Consider the following 20,691-nt stretch of genomic DNA (forward strand, 5'->3'; position numbering starts at 1 on the left):
GCGACCAACCCCCTCCGCAACCCGCGGCGAAAGAAACCGCCTCCCCCACCACGCGTTGGCAGGCGGGTGCGCGGAGGCAGCCGCGCGTCAGCCTCACCCCCCGGTACCCGGCCCCGTCAGTCTGCGAGGAGCCTGCGCAGCCACGCCACCTGGGCCGCCTGGCATGCCTGGGAGAGGACCGCCTGCGGGGCGAAGCTTTCGAAGCCGTGGAAGCCGCCCGGCCACACGTGCAGTTCGGCGGCACCGCCGGCCTGCCACAGGCGGGTGGCGTAGGCGACGACCTCGTCGCGGAACGTCTCGGCCGAGCCGACATCGAGGAAGGCCGGGGGCAGCCCGGACAGGTCCTCCGCGCGAGCCGGGGCGGCGTACGGGGAGACGTCCGGGCCGCCGCGCCGCTCACCCAGCAGCGCGGTCCAGCCGGTGTCGTTTGCCGTGCGGTCCCACGCGCCGAGGCCCTCCATCTGGTACACGGAGGGGGTGTCGTTGCGGTCGTCGAGCATCGGGCACATCAGCATCTGGCCGACGGGGCGCGGACCCTTGCGGTCCCTGAGGAGCAGGGCCAGCGCGGCCGTCAGGCCACCGCCCGCGCTGGCCCCCGTGATGACGATCCGCTCGGCGTCGGCGCCGATCTCCTCGGCGTGGTCGGCGATCCACAGCAGCCCGGCGTACACGTCGTCGATGGGCGCCGGGTACGGGTTCTCCGGTGCCAGGCGGTACTCGACGGACACCACGACCGCGCCCAGCTCATTGGCCCAGCGCAGCGGGGCGTCCACGCCGACGCGGTTGTTGCCGAGCACCATGCCGCCGCCGTGGACGTGGTAGATCACGGGCAGCGGACCGTCCGTCGCCGGATCGACCGGCCGGCAGATCAGCAGCGAGATGTCGGGCGCGTTCTCGGGACCCGGCACGACCCGGTCCTCGACCTCGAACGCCCCGCCCAAGGTCAGGTCCATGTCCGCCCACATCTCTATACCGGGACCGTTACGGGTGGCTTCGATCTCGTCCATGGTCAGCTGGGTCAGCAACGTGTCCTTGATCATCTCCAGGGCGGCGGCGAGTTCCGGGTCGAACGGGGGCGGCGTGAGCGTCATTGCCTGTGCTCCTCATGCTGCGTGTGGCGGATCGTACGGCGATGATCCGCGCGTCCGCAGGTTCCGGCCCGCCGCCGTACGGCGGGACTTGCCCGCCGTTTGGCGGGTAGCGCGGATGTAAGTGGTCATCTCGGGAGACGAGGAGGCCGTTTTGCTCCTCTAAAAGTACCTATTCGTTCTGCCGTAGACATGCCATGTTTCGCAGAGGACCGGGCGCGATACAAAGGTGCCGCGCAGGTTCAGGTACGGCGCATACGGCTACGAAGGCGTCACCTGCGTCGTCGCCTCCGGCAGCAGCACATCGGCCACCGCCAGCGGGCAGACCCTCGTGGTCGCCAGGGCCATCAAAGTGCTGCTGACCAAGCTCGGCCGGTGTGAGACGTCCAGCGACCGGAACTCCCAGTCTCCGCAGGCTACTCTCGCGGACCTCGCGGACCTCGCGGACCTCGCGGACCTCGCGGACCTCGCGGACCTCGCGGCCGAGTACGCCACCCTGCTCAGCCGCCACGCCCCGCGGCACCGGGCGATGCATGGCCGCTCCAGCCGCGACCTGAAGGTCTCCGGCGCCGACTGTCAGCCGTCCACCCGCGCACTGATCGCCCGGCGGAACGGCAGCACCTCCTCACCTTGGCACAGACCCTTCCGGCAACCGGCCACGTCGCTCCTGTCCCGGTCGGCGGCCTGATCCAGCACTGAGGCATCGCCAACATCTGCCTGGCCTGCTTGCCCCGGTGACGTTCGTGAGAGCCGGAGATCGGCGCGCTCCCCGTGTTGGTGATCGTCACGTCGGCGTTGAAGCCGCCGTTCCAGCGGTAGGTGACCCGGTAGCTGTCAATCCCCTGGTTTGACCAGGGGTTGACAGATCTGCTGTGGCTGCCGCGGAAGGTGCCGATACACCGTCGCACGGCCGTGACCTGCATAAATTCATGGGGTGCAGGACTTTGAAACCGCCCTGCTCCTCAACCTGAAGGGCGGGGTGGTCACGGCGGGGAAGGAGTGGACGAATGACGGTGCCGTTCACGAGGTCCACTCACTGAAGCGACGGGCGGCCAAGGCGACGAGGCTCGTGCCCGTCCCGCCTGTGCTGGTGCGCATGCTGCGCGAGCACATAGAGAGTTTCGGTGTCGCGCCCGATGGACGTCTGTTCCGCAATGCAGCGGGAAACTACGTCGATCCTTCCGCGTACGGCATCACATGGGGACGTGCGCGTGAGGCCGCACCGACTCTCGATGAACACGCCCTTGAGCTTGCGAAACGCCCCTACGACCTGCGCCACGCAGGAATCTCATTCTGGCTTGCCTCCGGTGTCGACCCGGCAGAGTGTGCGCGCCGCGCCGGACAAAGCATCCAGGTTCTCTTCCGCTACTACGCCAAGTTTCTGGCCGAGGCACGGAACCATGCCAACAGCCTGATCGAGGAGTCGATGCGAAGGTGGGTGGGGCAGGACGGCAGTGCAGAGGACGCATGAACCGAGCCATGGCCCGGAAATGCCCCGGAGCGGCTGGTCAGAGGTGGGATAGCAGTGGGACATATCAGGAGTTACTCTGCACTTCACCCCGTGGCTTAGACGCAGGCCGGGAAGGGCGCCTGTCAGGTGAAATGCCTGGTCAGGCGCCCTTTTTTGGCGTCTAGAAGAAGCCCAGTTTCTTCGGCGAGTACGACACCAGAAGATTCTTCGTCTGCTGATAGTGCTCCAGCATCATCTTGTGCGTCTCCCGCCCGATCCCCGACTGCTTGTACCCGCCGAACGCGGCGTGCGCCGGGTACGCGTGGTAGCAGTTGGTCCAGACGCGGCCCGCCTGGATCGCCCGACCTGCCCGGTACGCCGTGTTCATGTCCCGGGTCCACACGCCCGCCCCGAGCCCGTACAGCGTGTCGTTGGCGATCTTCAGGGCGTCGTCGAAGTCGTCGAAGGAGGTCACCGAGACGACGGGGCCGAAGATCTCCTCCTGGAAGATCCGCATACGGTTGTCGCCCTCGAAGATCGTCGGCTGGACGTAGTAGCCGCCCTTCAACTCGCCGTCGTACTCGATGCGTTCGCCGCCGGTGAGGACTTTCGCACCCTCCTGCCGGCCGACGTCCAGGTAGGAGAGGATCTTCTCCAGCTGGTCGTTGGAGGCCTGGGCGCCGATCATCGTGCCGGTGTCGAGGGGATGGCCCGGCTTGATGAGCTCGGTGCGGGCGACGGCGGCCTCGAGGAACTCGGCGTAGTTGCCGCGCTGGATCAGTGCCCGGGAGGGGCAGGTGCAGACCTCGCCCTGGTTGAGGGCGAACATCGTGAACCCTTCGAGCGCCTTGTCACGGAAGTCGTCGTCCCGGGCCCAGACGTCGTCGAAGAAGATGTTCGGTGACTTGCCACCGAGTTCGAGGGTCACCGGCTTGATGTTCTCCGAGGCGTACTGCATGATCAGCCGCCCCGTGGTGGTCTCGCCGGTGAACGCCACCTTGGCCACCCGCGGACTGGACGCGAGCGGCTTGCCCGCCTCCACACCGAAGCCGTTGACGATGTTCACCACGCCCGGCGGCAGCAGGTCCGCGATCAGGCTCATCCAGTAGTGAAGGGAGGCCGGGGTCTGCTCGGCGGGCTTGATGACGACCGCGTTGCCCGCCGCGAGAGCCGGGGCCAGCTTCCACACCGCCATCAGGATCGGGAAGTTCCACGGGATGATCTGCGCGACGACACCGAGCGGCTCATGGAAGTGGTAGGCCACCGTGTCGTCGTCGATCTCGCCCAGCGAACCCTCCTGCGCGCGGATCGCCCCCGCGAAGTACCGGAAGTGGTCGATCGCGAGGGGGATGTCGGCCGCCAGCGTCTCCCGCACCGGCTTGCCGTTCTCCCAGCTCTCGGCGACCGCCAGCTTTTCGAGGTTCGCCTCCATGCGGTCGGCGATCTTCAGCAGGATGTCGGACCGCTCGGTCACCGAGGTACGGCCCCATCCCGGAGCGGCGGCGTGCGCGGCGTCCAGCGCCCGCTCCACGTCCTCCGCGGTGCCCCGCGCGACCTCGGTGAACGGCTGCCCGTTCACCGGGGACGGGTTCTCGAAGTACTGCCCGCGCACCGGCGGCACGTACTCGCCACCGATGAAGTGGTCGTAGCGCGCCTGGTAGGAGACGATCGCGCCCTCGGTGCCGGGTGCCGCGTAACGGGTCATGCTGGCCAGCCTCCTTCAGCAGCGCTGCCCGCCGTTGGGCAGCTCTGGCGTGAGGCTAGGAGCGGGGACGTTGCAACCACGTTGCCGTCGGCGCGGCCAGCTCGGACTCCAGCGCGGCCAGCCGGGCCCGGACGCTCGCCGTGGGCCGCACGGCGGCGAGGGCCCGCCACACGTCGACGTCGTCCTCGCCCCACGGCGCGTGTGCCCATTCCGACAGCAGGTCCGGGTCGCGTCCGGTGACCAGCGCCGTCCGCAGCCCGTCGGCGATCCGGCGCCTGAGCCTGACCACCGCCGGTGCCTGTGAGGCCGGCAGCAGTGGACCGGTGTATCCGCGCGCCGCCGCGCTGACCGCCCCGCTCTCCAGCCGCCTCTCCACGACGGCCACGTCCGACTCGACCCGCACGGTCAGCCGGTACGGCCGCGACGACAGCAGCCCCGGCCCCAGCACCCTGCGCAGCCGGGCCAGTTCGGCCCGCAGCGTCACCGGTGTCACCGACTCGTCCTCGTAGAGCGCGCACAGCAGCTCGTCCCCGGTCAGACCCTCCGGGTGCCGGGACAGCAGCACCAGGATCTCGCTGTGCCGGCGGCTGAGCCTGACCCTCCGGCCGGCGCCGACCAGCAGTGCCTCGTCCCGGCCCAGTGCACTCAGTTCAGACGTGTCGGTGGCGGGCTGCTGCGGGAGGAGCAGCGCCAGCTGCGACTCGGCGGCCCGCGCGACCGCCTGGACGAAGCCCAGGCTGTGCGGATGCGCGAGCCCGTCCCCGCCGGTGATGTCCACGGCCCCCAGGACCCGCCCGGTCCGTGGATCGTGCACCGGCGCCGCCGCGCAGGTCCACGGCTGCACCCGGCGGATGAAGTGCTCCGCCGCGAACACCTGCACCGGCCGGTCCACTGCGACCGCGGTACCCGGCGCGTTCGTCCCGACAGCGGTCTCCGCCCACCGCGCGCCCGGCACGAAGTTCATCCACTCCGCCTGTCGCCGGGTCCTCGTATGACCCTCGACCCAGAGCAGCCTTCCGTGCTCGTCGCACACCGCGAGCAGATGCTCCCCGTCGGAGGCGAAGGTCCCCATCAGCTCACGGAACAGCGGCATGACCCGTGCCAGCGGGTGCTCGGCCCGATACGAGCCGAGGTCCCCGTCGCTCAGTTCGACGCTCGCGGTCCCGTCGGGCCCGACACCGGCCCGCGCGGAACGCTGCCACGAGTCGGCCACCACCGGGCGCACCGGCCGCTGCACCGTGCCCGCCTCGGTGAACGTCTCGTGTGCGCGCCGCAGCAGCCGGACATGTTCGGCAGGGTCGGCCCCCGGTTCCAGGGCCACCCATGGATCGGTCAACTCGGCCTCCCGGAGCGCGACGCGGCTGCGACCATCGTCACTCCGGGTGCGCGCGCAAACAACCTCCTCGACCGGCCTCACTCGAACGATGCGCGGCTCACACGGCTTCGACCATGCGCAAGTAGCGCTGCCAGTCCCAGTACGCCCCCGGGTCGCTGTGGTCGGTGCCCGGCACCTCGTAGTGCCCGATGATGTGCGCGCGGTCCCTGGGGATGCCGTATCTCCCGCAGATCCCCGCCGTGAGCTTCGCGGACTCCTGGTAGAGGGCCTCGGTGAAGTAGGCGGGCTTGTCCACCCATCCCTCGTGCTCGATGCCGATGCTGCTGGTGTTGTAGTCCCAGTTCCCGGCATGCCAGGCGATGTCCGCCTCCCGCACGCACTGCGCGATGTGCCCGTCGGCCGATCGCACGACATAGTGCGCGGACACCTTCTTCGCCGGGTTCTGGAAGATAGCCAGGGTGCCGGTGTAGTCGGTCTGCGTGACGTGGATGATCACCCGGTCCACCCGGTGGGACCAGGGGCGCTCCGCCGCCGTGAAGTTGGACGGGTTGGCCGGCTGCCACTCCGCGAGCGGGTGGTCGACGGGTTGCGGGGCCGCCCCGGCCTGGGCTTCGGGAAGCAGCGCGTACGGTACGGCGGCCAGGACGGCCCCCTTCAGCAACCGCCGTCTGCCGAGCAGCGGTCTGGCGCGTTCCATGAATCAAGTCCCTTTCTTCTCAGCGGTGTTCAGCCAAGCAGGGCCACCGCGGTCTCACGAAGCCGGTCATGTACTCCGCGGTGAGTCTCGCGCGCCGGCAGCCATTCCTTGCGGATCTTCGCCACGCAGGTGTAGTTGGTGTCGCACACGTTGGCCAACGGCGACTCCACCGCTTGGGTGGCGAACTGGTACGCGTCCAGTTCGCTGAACCCGTAGTCGCGCACCAGCCACTGCACGAGGTCGAGCTGGGATATCCGGAACGCGTCCTCCAGCGGGCGTGCCGAACCGGTCGAGATGATGTGGGTGTCCGACTCGATGCGTGGCCAGGGCGTGGCGAGCCCCTTGAGCAGCTCGACGATCACCACGGTGTTCATCGCGCACTCGACGGCGACCCCGCAGGTCTCTCCCTCGCCCTGGCGGGCATGACCGTCGCCGAGGCTGAGCAGGGCGCCCTCCACATTGACCCCGAGGTAACAGGTGACACCCGCTCGCATCTCCGGTGTGTCCATGTTCCCGCCGTGCGCGTCGGGCACCAGTGCCGAACGCACCTCCAGATTGGCCGGTGCCACCCCCACGGTGCCGTGCATCGGGTCCATGGGCAGCTCGATCTCTATGTCACTGTCGCGCGCCCGGAACAGTGCCGTGCGCCGGGTCCGGTCCAGCTGCCAGATCCACACGGTCTCGGGAAGCGGGGGCTGCAGCGTGGCGGTCGTGTGCGTCGAGGTGAGCGCGCCGAACAGGGGGACCGTGGTGGACGCGGCCCAGTCCCGGGCCGGTTCGATCGACACGAAGTGCACGGCGACCGTGTCACCCGGCTCCGCTCCCTCGATGTGGAAGGGGCCGGTCTGCGGATTCAGGAAGGGGAACTCGCACACCTCTGACACCAGGTCCTTCTCGGACCGCACCCGCCCCGCGAAGCAGTCCTCCGTGTAGAGGTCGAGGACCGTGCCGGGCGCGATGTGGGCCACGGGCGGTGCGCCGCCGAACGTCCAGGCGTACTCGTCGGGTTCGGGCCGTACGGTCAGGATCCGGGGGTCGCTCATCGCTGTGCAGCTCCGTTCGGTGAGGGCTCGGCGAGGTGGACACCGGCGGTGTCGGCCACGTGTTCCGGGGGGCGCCGTATCGACGCGATCAGCATCACGATCCCCACGTCACCCCCCGATTCCCGCCGTTCGAGGCCACCGGGGACCTCGCGTGAATCACGGTACGGTGCCTGCCGGTTGGGCAGGAGAGCGCTTGGTGTTTCGGTGGACAACCTTGGGGTTGTGGACAACTCCCTCACCCGATGGGGTGAGGTCGCCGCGGCTCAGGCCCGTTCGCCCACAACCGCCGGGTCGTCCAGCACGGCCCGCACCACCGAGTGGGCGGCCCCCAGGAGCGGACCCTGAGAACCCAGGTGGGACACGGACACCGGGCAGGCCGGACCCGCCGTGCGCCGGGACAGCTCGTCCCGCAGGGAGGGCAGCAGCCAGGGCGCGAGCCCGGCCAGCGCACCGCCCAGCACCACGGCTTCGGGGTCGAGCAGATTGACCGCCCCGGTCAGCGCGATGCCGAGCGCCTCGCCGGCCTCGCGCAGGGCACCCCGTACGTCCTCGTCGCCCTCCGCGGCGCGGTCCGCGAGCAGTCCGACGCGGTCCTCGCCCGGCTCCAGGCCGGCCGCCCGCAACACCGCCTCCTCGCCGGCGTACTGCTCCAGGCAGCCGCGCCCGCCGCACGGGCACCGGGGGCCGTCTGGGCGGACCGGCACATGGCCCAGCTCGCCCGCGAAACCGCGGGTGCCGCGCAGTAGTTGCCCGTCGACGACGAGCGCCGCGCCGATGCCGATCTCCGCCGAGACGTGCAGGAAGTCGTGGGGGGTGGCGTCGCCGAGCCAGAGTTCGGCCAGCGCGCCGAAGTTGGCCTCGTTGCCCACGGTCAGCGGGAAGTCCTCGGGCAGCAGGGTGCCCAGGTCCGTGTCGTGCCAGTCGAGGTTCGGGGCCCGGACGACGGTCCGGGCGTCCCGCGCCACCAGACCGGGCACCGCCACCGCGAGGCCCGCGGGCCACAGGCCCTCGGCCTCCGCCTCGGCCACCACCTGGTGTACCAGGGAGGTGAGTTCCGCGATCACCGGCTCGGGGGAGCGGCCCCGGTTCGCGGCGTACCGCACCACCCGCGAGCGCACCTGCCCGCGCAGATCGACCGCGCAGACCGCGAGGTGGTCCACACCGACCTCGGCGCCTATCCCGGCCGGCCCCCGCCCGCTGACGGCGAGCGCGGAGCCCGGCCTGCCGACCCGGCCGGGACGCTCGGGGCCCAGCTCCTCGAGCAGCCCCGAGCGTATGAGCTCGTCGACGAGGGTCGACACCGCGGCCCGGGTCAGCCCGATGCGCGAGGCGACCGCGGCACGCGACAGCGGTCCCTCGGCACTCACGGTGTGCATGACTCTGGCCAGGTTGCGGCGGCGCATGCCCTGCTGGGTGTCGGGCAGGCCACGCCCCGGACCCGCCGGGTGGGCGTCGTGCAGCGGTGCCGTCATGCCTCCCTCACCCCTCAGAGGTCCCCCGCTCCAGCAGCGGCGCCGCGTCGGAGAGTACCCCGGCGATCCTGGCCAGCGTCTCGTCGTCCCGCTCCACGGCCTCCAGTACCGGCCCGGCGGCGGTGTTCCAGCGCCGGGCGACCGCGCCCGGGTCCTCGCCGGTGAGCAGTCCTGCGGCCTGCGCGGCGGCGCCGAGCGCGACCAGCTCCTGGGCCTCGGGCACCTGGACGGGACGCCCCGAGAGCCGCCGTACGGTCTGCTGCCAGGCGGCGCCCTGCGCGCCGCCGCCGATGAGCAGCAGGGGCGTCGAACGATCCGCGTCCTGGTCGAGCACCAGGTCCAGCGCTCCGAGCAGTGCCTGTACGGCGCCGTCGTAGGCCGCCTGGAGGAGCTGGCCGCCGGTGGTGTCGTGGCGAAGGCCGTGCAGTACCCCGGAGGCGTTCGGCAGGTTCGGGGTCCGCTCGCCGTCCAGGTAGGGCAGCAGGGTGACCCCCGAGACCGGCTCGACGGCCTCGCGGTCCAGGCCCAGCAGCGCCGCGATGCGGTCCACGGCGAGCGTGCAGTTCAGGGTGCAGGCCAGCGGGAGCCAGTCTCCGTGGGCGTCGGCGAAGCCCGCCACGGTGCCGGTCGGGTCGGTGGGGCGGTGCTTCGAGACGGCGTACACCGTGCCCGAGGTGCCCAGGCTCATCACCGGCGTGCCGGGGCGCAGCCCGAGGCCGAGCGCGGCCGCCGCGTTGTCGCCGGTGCCGGGGGCGACCAGGGTGCCCTTGGAGAACGGCAGGTCATGGCCGTCGCGCACGGTGCCGGCCACCTCGCCGGGCCGGACCACGCGGGGGAGCAGAGCGGGGTCGAGTCCCACGCGCGCGAGGATCTCGTCGTCGTACGACTCCGTCGCCGACGCCCACCAGCCGGTGCCGGAGGCGTCGCCCCGGTCCGTCGTGCCCTCGCCGGTGAGGCGCTCGGTGAGGTAGTCGTGCGGAAGACGCACGGCTTTCGTGGCGCGCAGGGCCTCCGGCTCGTGCTCGGCGAGCCAGGCCCACTTCGTGACCGTGAAGGAGGCGCCCGGCACGCTGCCGGTCCGCTCGGCCCAGGCCTTCGGGCCGCCCAGTTCCTCGATCAGACGCCGAGCCTGGGGCGCTGAGCGCACGTCGTTCCACAGGAGGGCCGGCCGCACCGGCTCGCCCCGCGCGTCGAGCGTGACAAGGCCGTGCTGCTGTCCGCCGATCGACACCGCGGCGGCTTCGCGGGCCGCGTCCCCGCACTGGCGCAGTGCCTCGGACAGCGCGTCCCACCACTGGCGGGGGTCGCTCTCACGGCCGGCTCCGGAGGACACGGTGTGCGGCGCCTGGCCTCGCGCGACGACCCGGCCGGTGGCCGCGTCGACCACCAGCGCCTTGGTGGACTGGGTGGACGTGTCCACGCCGACGACGAGCGGACCCTCGGCTGCTGACATCGGGCTCTCCCTTTTTGCGGCTCTTGACCGTCATGCGGCTCTTGACCTTGATGCGGCTCATGTCTCCACCCGGAGACACCTTGTGTCTTCCCGGAGACGTGTGTGCATACTAATTTGTAAACCGCCATGACGAAATAGTCCGCAGCAGCAAGGAGCCGCGTCATGAACTACCAGCCCACCCCCGAGGACAGGTTCACCTTCGGCCTGTGGACCGTCGGCTGGCAGGGAAGGGACCCGTTCGGCGACGCCACCCGCCGTGCCCTCGACCCGGTCGAGACGGTGCAGCGTCTGGCCGACCTCGGCGCGCACGGCGTGACCTTCCACGACGACGACCTGATCCCCTTCGGAGCGTCCGACAGCGCGCGCGAGGGTCACATCAAGCGCTTCCGTGAGGCCCTGGACGCGACCGGCATGAAGGTGCCGATGGCGACCACCAACCTCTTCACGCACCCCGTCTTCAAGGACGGCGCGTTCACCGCGAACGACCGCGATGTGCGCCGTTACGCGCTGCGCAAGACGATCCGCAACATCGACCTGGCGGTCGAGCTCGGCGCGGAGACCTACGTCGCCTGGGGTGGCCGCGAGGGCGCCGAGTCCGGTGGCGCCAAGGACGTGCGGGTCGCCCTCGACCGCATGAAGGAGGCCTTCGACCTCCTGGGCGAGTACGTCACCGAGCAGGGCTACGCCCTGAAGTTCGCGATCGAGCCCAAGCCGAACGAGCCGCGCGGCGACATCCTGCTGCCCACCGTCGGCCACGCCCTGGCGTTCATCGAGCGACTGGAGCGCCCCGAGCTGTACGGCGTGAACCCCGAGGTCGGCCACGAGCAGATGGCCGGGCTGAACTTCCCGCACGGCATCGCGCAGGCCCTGTGGGCGGGCAAGCTCTTCCACATCGACCTCAACGGCCAGTCCGGCATCAAGTACGACCAGGACCTCCGCTTCGGCGCGGGCGACCTGCGGGCCGCCTTCTGGCTCGTCGACCTCCTGGAGAGCGCCGGCTACGCCGGTCCCAAGCACTTCGACTTCAAGCCGCCGCGCACCGAGGACCTCGACGGTGTGTGGGCGTCGGCCGCGGGCTGCATGCGCAACTACCTCATCCTCAAGGAGCGTGCGGCCGCCTTCCGCGCCGACCCGCAGGTCCAGGAGGCGCTGCGTGCCTCGCGTCTGGACGAGCTGGCGCAGCAGACGGCGGCGGACGGCCTGAAGTCGCTGCTCGCGGATCGCAGTGCCTTCGAGGACTTCGACGTGGAGGCGGCCGCCGCGCGCGGCATGGCCTTCGAGCAGCTCGACCAGCTCGCCATGGACCACCTGCTGGGTGCGCGCGGCTGAATGAGCCCCACGCGCGTGTGCCGTCGGCCGTGAGTGGCCTCCGCCGACGGCACGCGCGCGTGCGGACGTGCAGCGATCCTCGCGGGGAATGTGCCGGAATCATGCGATCCACGGCATGGGGGCGTATCAACTTCCGCGCGGGGGGCGCCCCCTGACCGGTTCGAGGCGACTCTGGACGGTATGGCCATGCCGCCGGTACCGCCCCAGCCGCCCGGACCGCCGGGTGACGCACCGCCTCCGGGCGGTGGCTTCGGACCACCTCCTGACGACTTCGGGCGCAACGGCCCGAACCCGTACGGGGGCCTGCCGTCGACCCAGCAGATGGGTCAGGTCGGCGACCCCGGACCGGGCGGTCCGAGAAGGCGCCGGAGCCCGCTGTTCGCCCTGCTCGCCGTGATCGCGGCGGCCGTGGCCGTCGCCCTCGTGGTGGTCTTCATGGCCTCGGGGAACGACGACTCGCCGGACAAGAACCCCGCCCCGGCGACCAGTACGAACGGTTCTCCCAAGCCGTCGTTCAGCCTGCCCACCCGGCTCCCCAGTGAGTTGCCCAGCGAGCTCCCGTCGCAGTTCCCGAGCGACATCCCCAGCGAGTTCCCGAGTGACCTGGAGTCCTTGCTCCCGTCCCTGATCGGGTGAGTCAGAGGCGGTGCGGCAGCCGGACGTACGACACCGTCGTCTCCACCCCGCTGTCGACCAGTCGGCCGTCGGCGTCGAACGCGCCCGCTCCGTCCGTCATCCCGAAGTCGTTGTCGTTGACCAGAGCGAGGGTGTCGTGGTCCACCCGTGCGACGCCCTCGATCTTCCCGGGCACCCCGGCGACCGTGCCCAGGTCGACGACCAGCTTCTTGGCGAGTACGGGCACGCCCGAGGCCGCCGGATCGTCGAGCTGCTCCAGCGACGGAGACGTGGTGTCGTCGTCCCAGGTGCCGCCGAGGATGTTCGAGGACCGGTCCAGGCGCACCAGTTGAAGCCGTGCGGCCTTGTCGGTGCGCTCCTCGACCAGCAGCCGGTCACGGCCCACCGCGACCACCGAGGAGATCTTGAGCTCGGAGGTGTCGTCCTCGCTCGGGTCCACGACGTTCACCGGGTCGAAGCGGTACGCGTACTCGGCGGTGACCGTCTTCTTCTTCGGCGAGAAACGCAGCAGCCGGATGGTCCTGGAGGCCTCTCCGGCGCCCGTGTCCGGCAGGGACAACGGGCTCTGCACCGCCAGCACCAGATCGCCGCCGGGCAGTTGGGCGAGCCCCTCGAAGCCCCGGTTGATCTTCCGGTGCAGCAGGACGGCGGGCAGCGCCTCCACCACCGGATAGCCGGTGCCGGTGAGGTTCAGCCCCTTGGGCCCATAGCGCGTGAGGACCTTCCCGCGCGCGGCGACGTGGACCAGGCTCGGCCCGTACTCGTCGACAAGCCAGAAGGTCCCGTCCGATGCCCGCACGATGCCCTCGGTGTCCAGGCCGTTCGGGTTGTACGACAGCGCTGTGAGCGCGTTGTAGTCGTACGGTGCCTCGTCGCGCCCCTGCTGGTTGGGTAGCCCCGTAACGGGCTTGCCGGAGGAGGTGGTGACCGGGATCGCGTCCAGCACCTTCACGGCCTCGCCGCAGACGCGGATCTTCACGATCGCCGGGTCGAAGCCGGGGACCGGGAACGTGCGGCGCTTGGTGCCGGCCACCTTGATCTGACCGTTGGGCCCGCGGTCGGTGACGGTCCAGAACTCGCCCTTGCGGCCCGTCGGGTAGATGTCGCTGCCGATGCCGCCGAGGTCCACCCCGCGGTCGTCGGCCACCGTGCCCGGCAGGAGCGTGTTGCTGAACGTGCCCAGCGGGATGTCGCCGAGTGTCGCCGACCGGACGACACGTGCCTCGCCCGACGGGGCACCCATGGCCGGCCCCGCCGCGATCAGGGCGGCGATCAGGGCGAGGGGTACACCCGCCGCTGCGGTGCCTCTGGCGGGGCGTCGGCCGCCGGCGTGCGGGGACATGGGGCCTCCTGGAACCAAGTTCGGTGACAGCGGCCACATTTGGGCCCTGTCCGGAACGCCGGACGACCGAAGGGTGAACGTGTGGCGTCGGCCGTGCGTCGGCCCGGGATCGCGGCACGCGCGCGCGTGCCGCGTGCTCAGCCGGGCGTCTTGCGTGGTGGCCGGTGCGGTCCCAATCCTTGGAGTACATCGCCGAGTTCGTCCGCCGTGAGTGCGGGGGACGGGAGGGGTGCGACGGTCGGCGAGGCGCGCAGAGCGTCGAGGAGCAGGGCGAGAGGGCGACGCCAGGCTTCGGGGCCGACGGCCGTGGCGAGGGAGGGGACGGCCCGGCCCAGCGCGGCGAGCGCGAAGAGAACGTCCTCCGTCGTGGCGTCCGCCCGGATGCTTCCCTCGTCGCGCCCACGGCGCAGGAGCAGTTCCATGGTCGCCCGGTTGTGGGCGTGCACGGTTTGCAACGACTCGACGCCCTCGAGGTGCGTGGTCATCAGGTCGTTCGTACCGCGATCGGTGGCCAGGACGGCGAACACCGCTTCCACGTAGCCGACGAGTCCCTCCCAGGGGTCAGCGGCGGCCCGGGCCTGTTCGCCGACGGCCATGGTGCCCGCCAGTGGGTCGCGGAAGACCGCGTCGACCAGGGCGGCACGGCTCGGAAAATGCCGGTAGAGCGTGGCGTTTCCCACCCCCGCCCGCCGTGCGATGACGTCCAGGGGTGCCTCCAGCCCCTGCTCCGTGAACACCTCATGAGCGGCCTCGACCAGCAACTCCCGGTTGCGTCGCGCATCGCGACGCCGTACCGGCGCCGTCGCGTCGTCCGCCATGATCGCCCCTTCGCGCTATCGGGGAGTGTTCCCCGGTAGTGATGCTATCGTCGTCCAGGTAAGTGGGGTGCACTCCCCATTTACCTGAGAGGGGGGTGGGGCATGGGCAGCAGGGCGCTCGTCCTCGGCGGGGGTGGCCTCGTCGGCGGAGCCTGGATGACGGGAGTTCTCGCCGGCCTGTGCGAAGCCGGTGTCGACCCGGCCCGCGCGGATGTCGTCATCGGGACCTCGGCCGGTGCGATCTTCGGTTCGCGTCTTCTCACGGGCGAGCCCGCGCGCGAGCTGTACGAACGCCAACTGGCCGGCGCCGACAGGGTGGGCCTCGCTGTGACGCCTGCTCAGACGCTTCGCTTTCTGTGGGCCGCACTGGGCTCCCGCGATCCGGAGCGTTCCGTTCGGCGCCTCGGGCGAGCGGCGGTGAAGGCCCGCACGGGTCCCGAGTCCGATGTCCACGACGCCCTGCGTCCACTGCTGCGCAGCGTGGGGGACTGGCCCGAGCGCGCACTGCGGATCACGGCCGTCGACGCGCTCTCCGGGGAACTGACGGCCTTCGACGCCGACTCGGACGTCACGCTCCTCGATGCCGTCGCCGCAAGCTGCGCGGTGCCCGTGGTCTGGCCCCCGATCACCTTGACCGGGCGCCGCTGGATGGACGGGGGCAGCCGCTCCACGGCCAACATCCACCTCGCGCGTGGCCATCACCACGTCCTGGCCATCGCCCCGATCCCCGCCGCCGTGGGTCCTCATCCCGGTGCCGAACAGCAGGCGTCCGTCCTCGCCGCCGAAGGCGCCCACGTCACCCTCGTGACCCCGGACCGCGCCGCACGGCAGGCCATGGGCCGCGACATGACGTCCGATGCGCGCCGCCCCGCGGCCGCCCTTGCCGGCCACGCCCAGGCGACGGCTCTCGCTGCCTCGGTGCACCCGCTCTGGCGCGCGGAGCGGTGAAGGCCGGGCCGGGACGCCATAAGCCTGACGACCGCTACCGAAAGGAACCCCTGTGCCCGCGCCCACGCTGGAGGAGCTGACCCCGGACGGTCATGACTTCGCCTCGAACCCGTACCCCGCCTACGCCGCTCTGCGGGCCAAGGGCCCCGTGCACCGCGTCCTCGTGCCCGGAAGCGGTGAGAGCTGGCTCGTCGTCGCCCATGAGGCGGCGCGAGCCGCGCTGACCGACCCGCGCCTGCGCAACGACATCCGGCATTCCTCCTCCTGGCGCAGTGACGGCGGACACGCCGTCGGCCGCAACATGCTCCAGAGCGACCCCCCGCAGCACACCCGGCTGCGTCGACTGGTGGCGGCTCACTTCACGGCAGGAAGGGTCGCCGCGTTGCGCCCGAGTATCGAAGCCACGGCCCTCGAACTCCTGGACGCGCTGCCGGAGCGGGGAACGGCGGACCTGGTCGCCAGGTACGCGCTGCCGCTCCCCGTCACCGTGATCTGTGACCTCCTGGAGGTGCCCGCGGCCGACCGTGCGGTGTTCCACTCCTGGGCCGACGAACTCGTCATGCCCGCCTCGGCCGCAGCGGCGACCGCCGCCGCGGCCTCACTGACCGAGTACCTCGCCGGTCTGCTCGCCCGAGGACGCGATCGGCGCGCGACAGGCCTGCTGGGCGACCTCGTGGCAGCCTCGGACCTCACCTCCGAAGAACTCCTCGGCATGGCGTTCCTGATCCTCGTCGCCGGACACGAGACGACCGTCGACCTGATCTCCGGAACCCTCCACGCGCTGCTGGCCCACCCGGACCAACTCGCCCTGCTCCGCGCCGACCCGGACCTCACCGGCCCGGCCGTCGAGGAGTCCCTGCGCTACAACGCACCCGTGCACGCCACCGCGTTCCGCTACGCGGCCGAGCCGCTCGACATCGACGGCACCCGGATCCAGGCGGGCGACTCCGTACAGGTCTCGCTCGCCGCAGCCTCCCGCGATCCGCAGCGTTTTCCCGACCCCGACCGCTTCGACCTACGGCGCCCCACGCGCGCGCACCTGGCATTCGGCCACGGCCCGCACCACTGCCTGGGTGCCCCACTGGCCCGCGCTGAGGCGGCCGTTGCTCTGCGCCTGCTGCTGCGCCAACGGCCCGCTCTCGCCTTCGCGACCGACCCGGGCACGCTGACCTGGCGCACCAGCACGCTCCTGAGGGGCCTGACCGAACTACCGCTGCGGTTCGGCTGAGGAGAGCTCTGCCGAGGACAGAGCCGTCGCCGGATCCAGGGCCGCCGGGCCCGCGAGTACCCAGCGTTGCCGCTCCTGCCGGTACGGCCACCACCGCCCGTCCCGCCCCAGGCGCACCTGGGCCGGTGCGTCGACGGCCGTCCACCGGTTGCCCTCTGCCCTGAGCGACGGCCTTTCGTCCTCGTCCCAGGCCGAGTCCAGAGCGGCACGCGCGCGTGCGAGTGTGTCGCCCGAGGGCGCCCATTGCTCCTCCAGCACCGACAGCGCTTCGGCACCACCGAGCCGCCACGCGCGCGTGGCGTCCGCCAGAGATTGCGGATCACGCCCCGATCCGTTGGCGAGGCGTTCCGTCAGTGCCGGGTCGGGCGCGTCGACGGCGAGACGCACGGCGTCCTGAGCGACCGTCAGTCCGGCTACTACGGCAGGCTGTTCGGACGATTGCCGGAGAGCCTCCGCGAGCAGCCGATGCGCCTCCACGGCGGTCCGAGCGGCCAGATGGCGGACGGCAACCGGGTCGACTCCCGGTCCGGCCGGGGTCGCGGTGTCCAGCGAGGGCGGCGAGCCGGGCTTCTCGGGCAGTTCCGGGGTCTCGGCCAGGGGCGGCAGGATGTCGCCGGCCGCATACGCCTCGGCGGCATCCACCCCTTCCGGTTCGGGAGCTTCCTCCACTGGCGCGGAGCTGCGGTCCTGTAGGTCCTCGAGCAGGGTGTGTTCGCCGCGACCGCGCATCAGCAGCAGTACGAAGGGGTCCTGGTCCAGCAGCCGGGCCACCTGATAGCAGAGAGCTGCCGTGTGTCCGCAGTGGTCCCAGGCGCCGCAGTCGCACTCCGGTTCCAGATCACCCAGTCCCGGCAGGAGTTCGATGCCTTCGGATGCCGCGTCCTCGACCAGATGCGGCGGCATCTCACGGTCCAGCAGGGCCGCGACGTGACCGGCCCGCTCGACGGCCATGCCGAGGAGTCGGTCCCACTGCTCGGCCGACAGCTCGGCCAGCAGAACGTCGGCGCGGTGCGCGGTGCGATCGACGTCCTGGACGACCGCCGTGATGCGCCCGGGACGTACCGACACAGCGCCCACAGCGCCCGCGCGTGCGATCCTGCGGCCCGTCTTCACCTGCCCCGAGTCCAGCGCGGCGTCCTCCAGCGCCCGCAGCCAGGCCCGGCCCCACCAGGTCTGGGCGAAACCCTGCCCGTGCGCGGGCGGCAGCGCCGCGAACGTGCGCTCCGTGTCACCGTCGTGTCCGGTCATCGTGCGCCCCCTCGAAGTTCGACCAGGTCGGCCAGCTCCGCGTCCGTCAGCTCCGTCAGCGCCGCGTCGCCGGAACCGAGTACCGCGTCGGCCAACTCCCGCTTGCGGTGCAACATGTCGGCGATGCGGTCCTCGACGGTCCCCTCGGCGATCAGCCGGTGCACCTGCACGGGACGCGTCTGGCCGATGCGGTACGCGCGGTCGGTGGCCTGCGCCTCGACGGCCGGGTTCCACCATCGGTCGTAGTGCACGACGTGCTCGGCCCGGGTGAGGTTCAGGCCGGTGCCGGCCGCCTTCAACGACAGCAGGAACACGGGCACTTCACCCTCCTGGAACCGCCGCACCATGGCTTCACGCCGGGCCACCGGTGTCCCGCCGTGCAGGAACTGCGACGGCAGGCCACGCGCCGCGAGGTGCTGCTCGATGAGACGGGCCATGCGCACGTACTGGGTGAACACCAGGACGCCCGCGCCCTCGGCGACGATGGTGTCGAGGAGCTCATCCAGCAGTTCCAGCTTGCCGGAACGGCCGGCGATCCTCGGCCGCTCCTCCTTGAGGAACTGCGCCGGGTGGTTGCAGATCTGCTTCAGTCCGGTCAGCAGCTTCACGATCAGGCCGCGCCGCGTCATGGTGTCCGCCCCTGAGATCTCGGCCAGGGTCTCGCGCACCACTGCCTCGTACAGGCCGGCCTGTTCCGGGGTGAGCGACACAGCACGGTCGGTCTCGGTCTTCGGCGGCAGCTCCGGGGCGATTCCGGGGTCCGACTTGCGGCGCCGCAGCAGGAAGGGGCGTACCAGCCGGGCGAGACGTTCGGCGGCGGCCGGGTCCTGACCGCTCTCAATGGCCTGCGCGTACCGGGCGCGGAAGGCGCCGAGGCGGCCCAGCAGACCGGGAGTCGTCCAGTCGAGGATCGCCCACAGCTCCGACAGGTTGTTCTCCACCGGGGTTCCGGTGAGCGCCACGCGTGCGCGTGCCCCGATCGAGCGCAGTTCCCGGGCGGTCGCGGAGTACGGGTTCTTCACGTGCTGCGCCTCGTCCGCCACGACCATCCCCCACGCGGCCTCGGCGAGCCGGGGCGCGTCCAGGCGCATCGTGCCGTACGTGGTGAGCACGAACTCCCCGTCGGCCAGGCCGTCGAGCCCGCGCCGCGGACCGTGGAAGCGGCGCACGCGCGTACCCGGGGCGAACTTCTCGATCTCGCGATGCCAGTTGCCCATCAGGGACGTCGGGCACACCACGAGAGTGGGGCCGGCGGTGGCTGTGTCGGTCTGCCGGTGCAGATGCAGCGCGATCAGGGTGATCGTCTTGCCGAGTCCCATGTCGTCGGCGAGACAGCAGCCGAGTCCCGAAAACGTCATACGGGCCAGCCAGTTCAGGCCCCGGCGCTGGTAGTCCCGCAAGGGGGCGGCGAGCGCGGCGGGTTGCGGGACCGGCTCCTGCCCCTCCGGGTCCGCCAGCCGGTCCCGCAGCGCCGCCAGCCACCCGGTGGGCTGTACCTCGACCCTGCGGCCATCGACCTCGGCCGAGCCCGTCAGAGCGGCGCTCAGCGCGTCGACGGGTGTCACCTTGTGGTCCTGGCGGGCATGCGCTCGGCGCACTTCGTGCGGGTCGACCAGCACCCACTGGTCACGCAGCCGCACCACGGGCCGGTTGGCCTCGGCGAGCCGGTCCAGCTCCTCGCGCGTGAGCGGCTGGTCGCCCAGCGCGAACGACCAGTCGAACGCGAGCAGCGCATCGGCGGACAGGAACGACGGAGTGTCCGACCGGCGCCGGTCGTTGTCGTCCGGCGGACCGACCATGGCCCGCGTGGTGAGCTCTCTGGCCAGCTCTTTCGGCCAGTGAACCTCGACGCCCAGGTCGGAGAGACCTCGCGCGCCCGCTCCGAGCAGATCGGTGATCTCCTCGTCGGCGAGTTCCACCGCGTCCGGGACGGCGGCCGAGAGCAGCGGGTTGAGCGGGGCCCACGCGCGTGCGGCCCTGCGGAGCCCGAGCAGGCAGTCCATCTGCGCGTGCGGGCCCAAGGCCGTGGAACCGGCCCACACGTCGGCGGCGTCCGCGATGATCGTCGGATCGCTCACGCTGTGCACTTGGAGAACGGCGCGGAAGGAAGGCGCCTCACCAGTGGCCAGGCCGTGCACCTCGATGCGCACCGAGACGCGTACGCCCGCGTCGTGGCCCGCGGCGACATCCGCCGCCCACGCGCGCTGCTCGGGCAGGTGCTGCGGTTCCTGGGCGGCGTAGGCGGGTCCGCCCGTCACGAGGGGCGCCGCGGGGGAGCGGGGCAGGGTGTCGGCGACCGCGTCCAGGAAGGCGCGCACCAGCCGCTCGGGGTCGGGCAGCCGGAGCGGTTCGGCGGCGCTCAGGGGTACGGCGTGCGCCTCGGGCGGCATCGCCGCGGCGAGTCGGCGGACACGCTCGACGTCGGCCGCTTCCAGGGGACCCATGCGCCAGGCGTCGCGGTCTGCGGGGGACAGCCCGGGCAGCAGCAGCCCACGGGCCGCGCACTGCAGGGCCAGCACGGCGGCGGCACCCCAGAAGAGGGTCGCCCGGTGCCCGTGCGCGGAAGCACGCGCACGCGTGAGGACCGGCAGAGCGGCGCGGACCGGCAGCAGCACCGCGGGCAGGCTCGCCAGATCCACACCGTCATGGCCGGGCACCACGAGCGTCAGATCCTCGACCGTCCCTGCCGCGACAGCGGGAGGAGGAGCGCCGTCGGGCCGCCAAAAGGCCACACTGCCCGTGCGGGCCGGGTCGCCGGGCACGAACACGGCACAACACAAAGCCAGTTCGGAGATCTCGGACGGTGATGCCGCGGGAAACCTCTGGACAGAGATCGCGGAACTCCTCAAACTTGACTACGCCGACGGAGTGGCCGAGGGTACATCACCTCCCGGGCCC

Annotated in this window: 17 protein-coding genes and 1 pseudogene; 6 read left to right on the forward strand and 12 right to left on the reverse strand. The window is 71.4% G+C overall.

Annotated elements, in window-relative coordinates; translation table 11 throughout:
* Positions 1-116: 116 nt before the first annotated feature.
* Complete coding sequence (locus OG841_RS40125; protein WP_328636906.1) at positions 117-1,091, reverse strand: alpha/beta hydrolase; 975 nt, start codon at positions 1,089-1,091, stop codon at positions 117-119.
* 226 nt (positions 1,092-1,317) lie between these two features.
* On the opposite strand from OG841_RS40125, the gene OG841_RS40130 reads away from it, so the two are divergent.
* A complete protein-coding gene (locus OG841_RS40130) occupies positions 1,318-1,776 on the forward strand; it encodes a hypothetical protein (protein WP_371571078.1) in 459 nt (152 codons plus the stop codon).
* A 67-nt stretch (positions 1,777-1,843) separates the two neighbouring features.
* Here OG841_RS40130 and OG841_RS40135 read toward each other — a convergent pair.
* A pseudogene (locus OG841_RS40135) lies at positions 1,844-2,011 on the reverse strand (cellulose binding domain-containing protein); the annotation flags it as partial.
* A gap of 11 nt (positions 2,012-2,022) precedes the next feature.
* On the opposite strand from OG841_RS40135, the gene OG841_RS40140 reads away from it, so the two are divergent.
* Positions 2,023-2,559 carry a hypothetical protein gene (locus OG841_RS40140; RefSeq protein ID WP_328636904.1) on the forward strand — a complete coding sequence of 179 codons (537 nt, stop codon included), beginning with the start codon at positions 2,023-2,025 and terminating at the stop codon, positions 2,557-2,559.
* Between the two features lie 160 nt (positions 2,560-2,719).
* On the opposite strand, the gene adh is transcribed toward OG841_RS40140, so the two are convergent.
* From adh to xylB, 6 genes are all read right to left on the reverse strand, one after another.
* Positions 2,720-4,243, reverse strand: coding sequence for an aldehyde dehydrogenase (gene adh / locus OG841_RS40145; RefSeq protein ID WP_371569231.1), 1,524 nt, complete (start codon positions 4,241-4,243; stop codon positions 2,720-2,722).
* Positions 4,244-4,298: 55 nt separating this feature from the next.
* On the reverse strand, positions 4,299-5,579 hold the full coding sequence (locus OG841_RS40150) for a GAF domain-containing protein (RefSeq protein ID WP_328636902.1): 1,281 nt from the start codon (positions 5,577-5,579) through the stop codon (positions 4,299-4,301).
* Between the two features lie 97 nt (positions 5,580-5,676).
* Positions 5,677-6,276: an N-acetylmuramoyl-L-alanine amidase gene (locus tag OG841_RS40155; RefSeq protein WP_328636901.1), complete on the reverse strand. Its 600-nt coding sequence runs from the start codon at positions 6,274-6,276 to the stop codon at positions 5,677-5,679.
* 29 nt (positions 6,277-6,305) lie between these two features.
* Complete coding sequence (locus OG841_RS40160; protein WP_328636900.1) at positions 6,306-7,319, reverse strand: acetamidase/formamidase family protein; 1,014 nt, start codon at positions 7,317-7,319, stop codon at positions 6,306-6,308.
* 263 nt (positions 7,320-7,582) lie between these two features.
* Positions 7,583-8,791 carry an ROK family transcriptional regulator gene (locus OG841_RS40165; RefSeq protein WP_328636899.1) on the reverse strand — a complete coding sequence of 403 codons (1,209 nt, stop codon included), beginning with the start codon at positions 8,789-8,791 and terminating at the stop codon, positions 7,583-7,585.
* 7 nt (positions 8,792-8,798) lie between these two features.
* A complete protein-coding gene (gene xylB / locus OG841_RS40170) occupies positions 8,799-10,244 on the reverse strand; it encodes a xylulokinase (RefSeq protein ID WP_328636898.1) in 1,446 nt (481 codons plus the stop codon).
* Between the two features lie 162 nt (positions 10,245-10,406).
* Between xylB and xylA the strand changes: the two genes are divergently transcribed.
* On the forward strand, positions 10,407-11,573 hold the full coding sequence (gene xylA / locus OG841_RS40175; RefSeq protein ID WP_328636897.1) for a xylose isomerase: 1,167 nt from the start codon (positions 10,407-10,409) through the stop codon (positions 11,571-11,573).
* Positions 11,574-11,753: 180 nt separating this feature from the next.
* Complete coding sequence (locus OG841_RS40180) at positions 11,754-12,209, forward strand: hypothetical protein (protein WP_328636896.1); 456 nt, start codon at positions 11,754-11,756, stop codon at positions 12,207-12,209.
* 1 nt (position 12,210) lies between these two features.
* Here the strand turns inward: OG841_RS40180 and OG841_RS40185 are convergent, their stop codons facing one another.
* Positions 12,211-13,551, reverse strand: coding sequence for an esterase-like activity of phytase family protein (locus OG841_RS40185; protein ID WP_328636895.1), 1,341 nt, complete (start codon positions 13,549-13,551; stop codon positions 12,211-12,213).
* A gap of 137 nt (positions 13,552-13,688) precedes the next feature.
* The gene (locus tag OG841_RS40190; protein ID WP_328636894.1) at positions 13,689-14,369 is read right to left on the reverse strand and encodes a TetR/AcrR family transcriptional regulator; all 681 of its coding nucleotides are present in this window, start codon (positions 14,367-14,369) and stop codon (positions 13,689-13,691) included.
* A gap of 102 nt (positions 14,370-14,471) precedes the next feature.
* On the opposite strand from OG841_RS40190, the gene OG841_RS40195 reads away from it, so the two are divergent.
* Complete coding sequence (locus tag OG841_RS40195) at positions 14,472-15,317, forward strand: patatin-like phospholipase family protein (protein ID WP_328636893.1); 846 nt, start codon at positions 14,472-14,474, stop codon at positions 15,315-15,317.
* A gap of 52 nt (positions 15,318-15,369) precedes the next feature.
* Positions 15,370-16,545: a cytochrome P450 family protein gene (locus OG841_RS40200; RefSeq protein WP_328636892.1), complete on the forward strand. Its 1,176-nt coding sequence runs from the start codon at positions 15,370-15,372 to the stop codon at positions 16,543-16,545.
* Here OG841_RS40200 and OG841_RS40205 read toward each other — a convergent pair.
* The gene (locus OG841_RS40205) at positions 16,525-17,793 is read right to left on the reverse strand and encodes an SWIM zinc finger family protein (RefSeq protein ID WP_328636891.1); all 1,269 of its coding nucleotides are present in this window, start codon (positions 17,791-17,793) and stop codon (positions 16,525-16,527) included. The two genes, OG841_RS40200 and OG841_RS40205, sit on opposite strands and share 21 nt — an antisense overlap.
* Positions 17,790-20,561, reverse strand: coding sequence for a DEAD/DEAH box helicase (locus tag OG841_RS40210; RefSeq protein ID WP_371569238.1), 2,772 nt, complete (start codon positions 20,559-20,561; stop codon positions 17,790-17,792). Before OG841_RS40210 ends, OG841_RS40205 begins: the two co-directional genes overlap by 4 nt.
* Between the last annotated feature and the right edge of the window lie 130 nt (positions 20,562-20,691).

The organism is Streptomyces canus, from assembly GCF_041435015.1.
Taxonomy (GTDB): Bacteria; Actinomycetota; Actinomycetes; order Streptomycetales; family Streptomycetaceae; genus Streptomyces; species Streptomyces canus_G.

Coding starts and splice junctions, on each gene's coding strand:
- OG841_RS40190 (WP_328636894.1), bottom strand. CDS start 14,369: ATGGCGGACGACGCGACGGCGCCGGTACGGCGTCGCGATGCGCGACGC.
- xylA (WP_328636897.1), top strand. CDS start 10,407: ATGAACTACCAGCCCACCCCCGAGGACAGGTTCACCTTCGGCCTGTGG.
- OG841_RS40180 (WP_328636896.1), top strand. CDS start 11,754: ATGGCCATGCCGCCGGTACCGCCCCAGCCGCCCGGACCGCCGGGTGAC.
- xylB (WP_328636898.1), bottom strand. CDS start 10,244: ATGTCAGCAGCCGAGGGTCCGCTCGTCGTCGGCGTGGACACGTCCACC.
- OG841_RS40195 (WP_328636893.1), top strand. CDS start 14,472: ATGGGCAGCAGGGCGCTCGTCCTCGGCGGGGGTGGCCTCGTCGGCGGA.
- OG841_RS40125 (WP_328636906.1), bottom strand. CDS start 1,091: ATGACGCTCACGCCGCCCCCGTTCGACCCGGAACTCGCCGCCGCCCTG.
- OG841_RS40205 (WP_328636891.1), bottom strand. CDS start 17,793: ATGACCGGACACGACGGTGACACGGAGCGCACGTTCGCGGCGCTGCCG.
- OG841_RS40160 (WP_328636900.1), bottom strand. CDS start 7,319: ATGAGCGACCCCCGGATCCTGACCGTACGGCCCGAACCCGACGAGTAC.
- OG841_RS40155 (WP_328636901.1), bottom strand. CDS start 6,276: ATGGAACGCGCCAGACCGCTGCTCGGCAGACGGCGGTTGCTGAAGGGG.
- OG841_RS40185 (WP_328636895.1), bottom strand. CDS start 13,551: ATGTCCCCGCACGCCGGCGGCCGACGCCCCGCCAGAGGCACCGCAGCG.
- OG841_RS40165 (WP_328636899.1), bottom strand. CDS start 8,791: ATGACGGCACCGCTGCACGACGCCCACCCGGCGGGTCCGGGGCGTGGC.
- adh (WP_371569231.1), bottom strand. CDS start 4,243: ATGACCCGTTACGCGGCACCCGGCACCGAGGGCGCGATCGTCTCCTAC.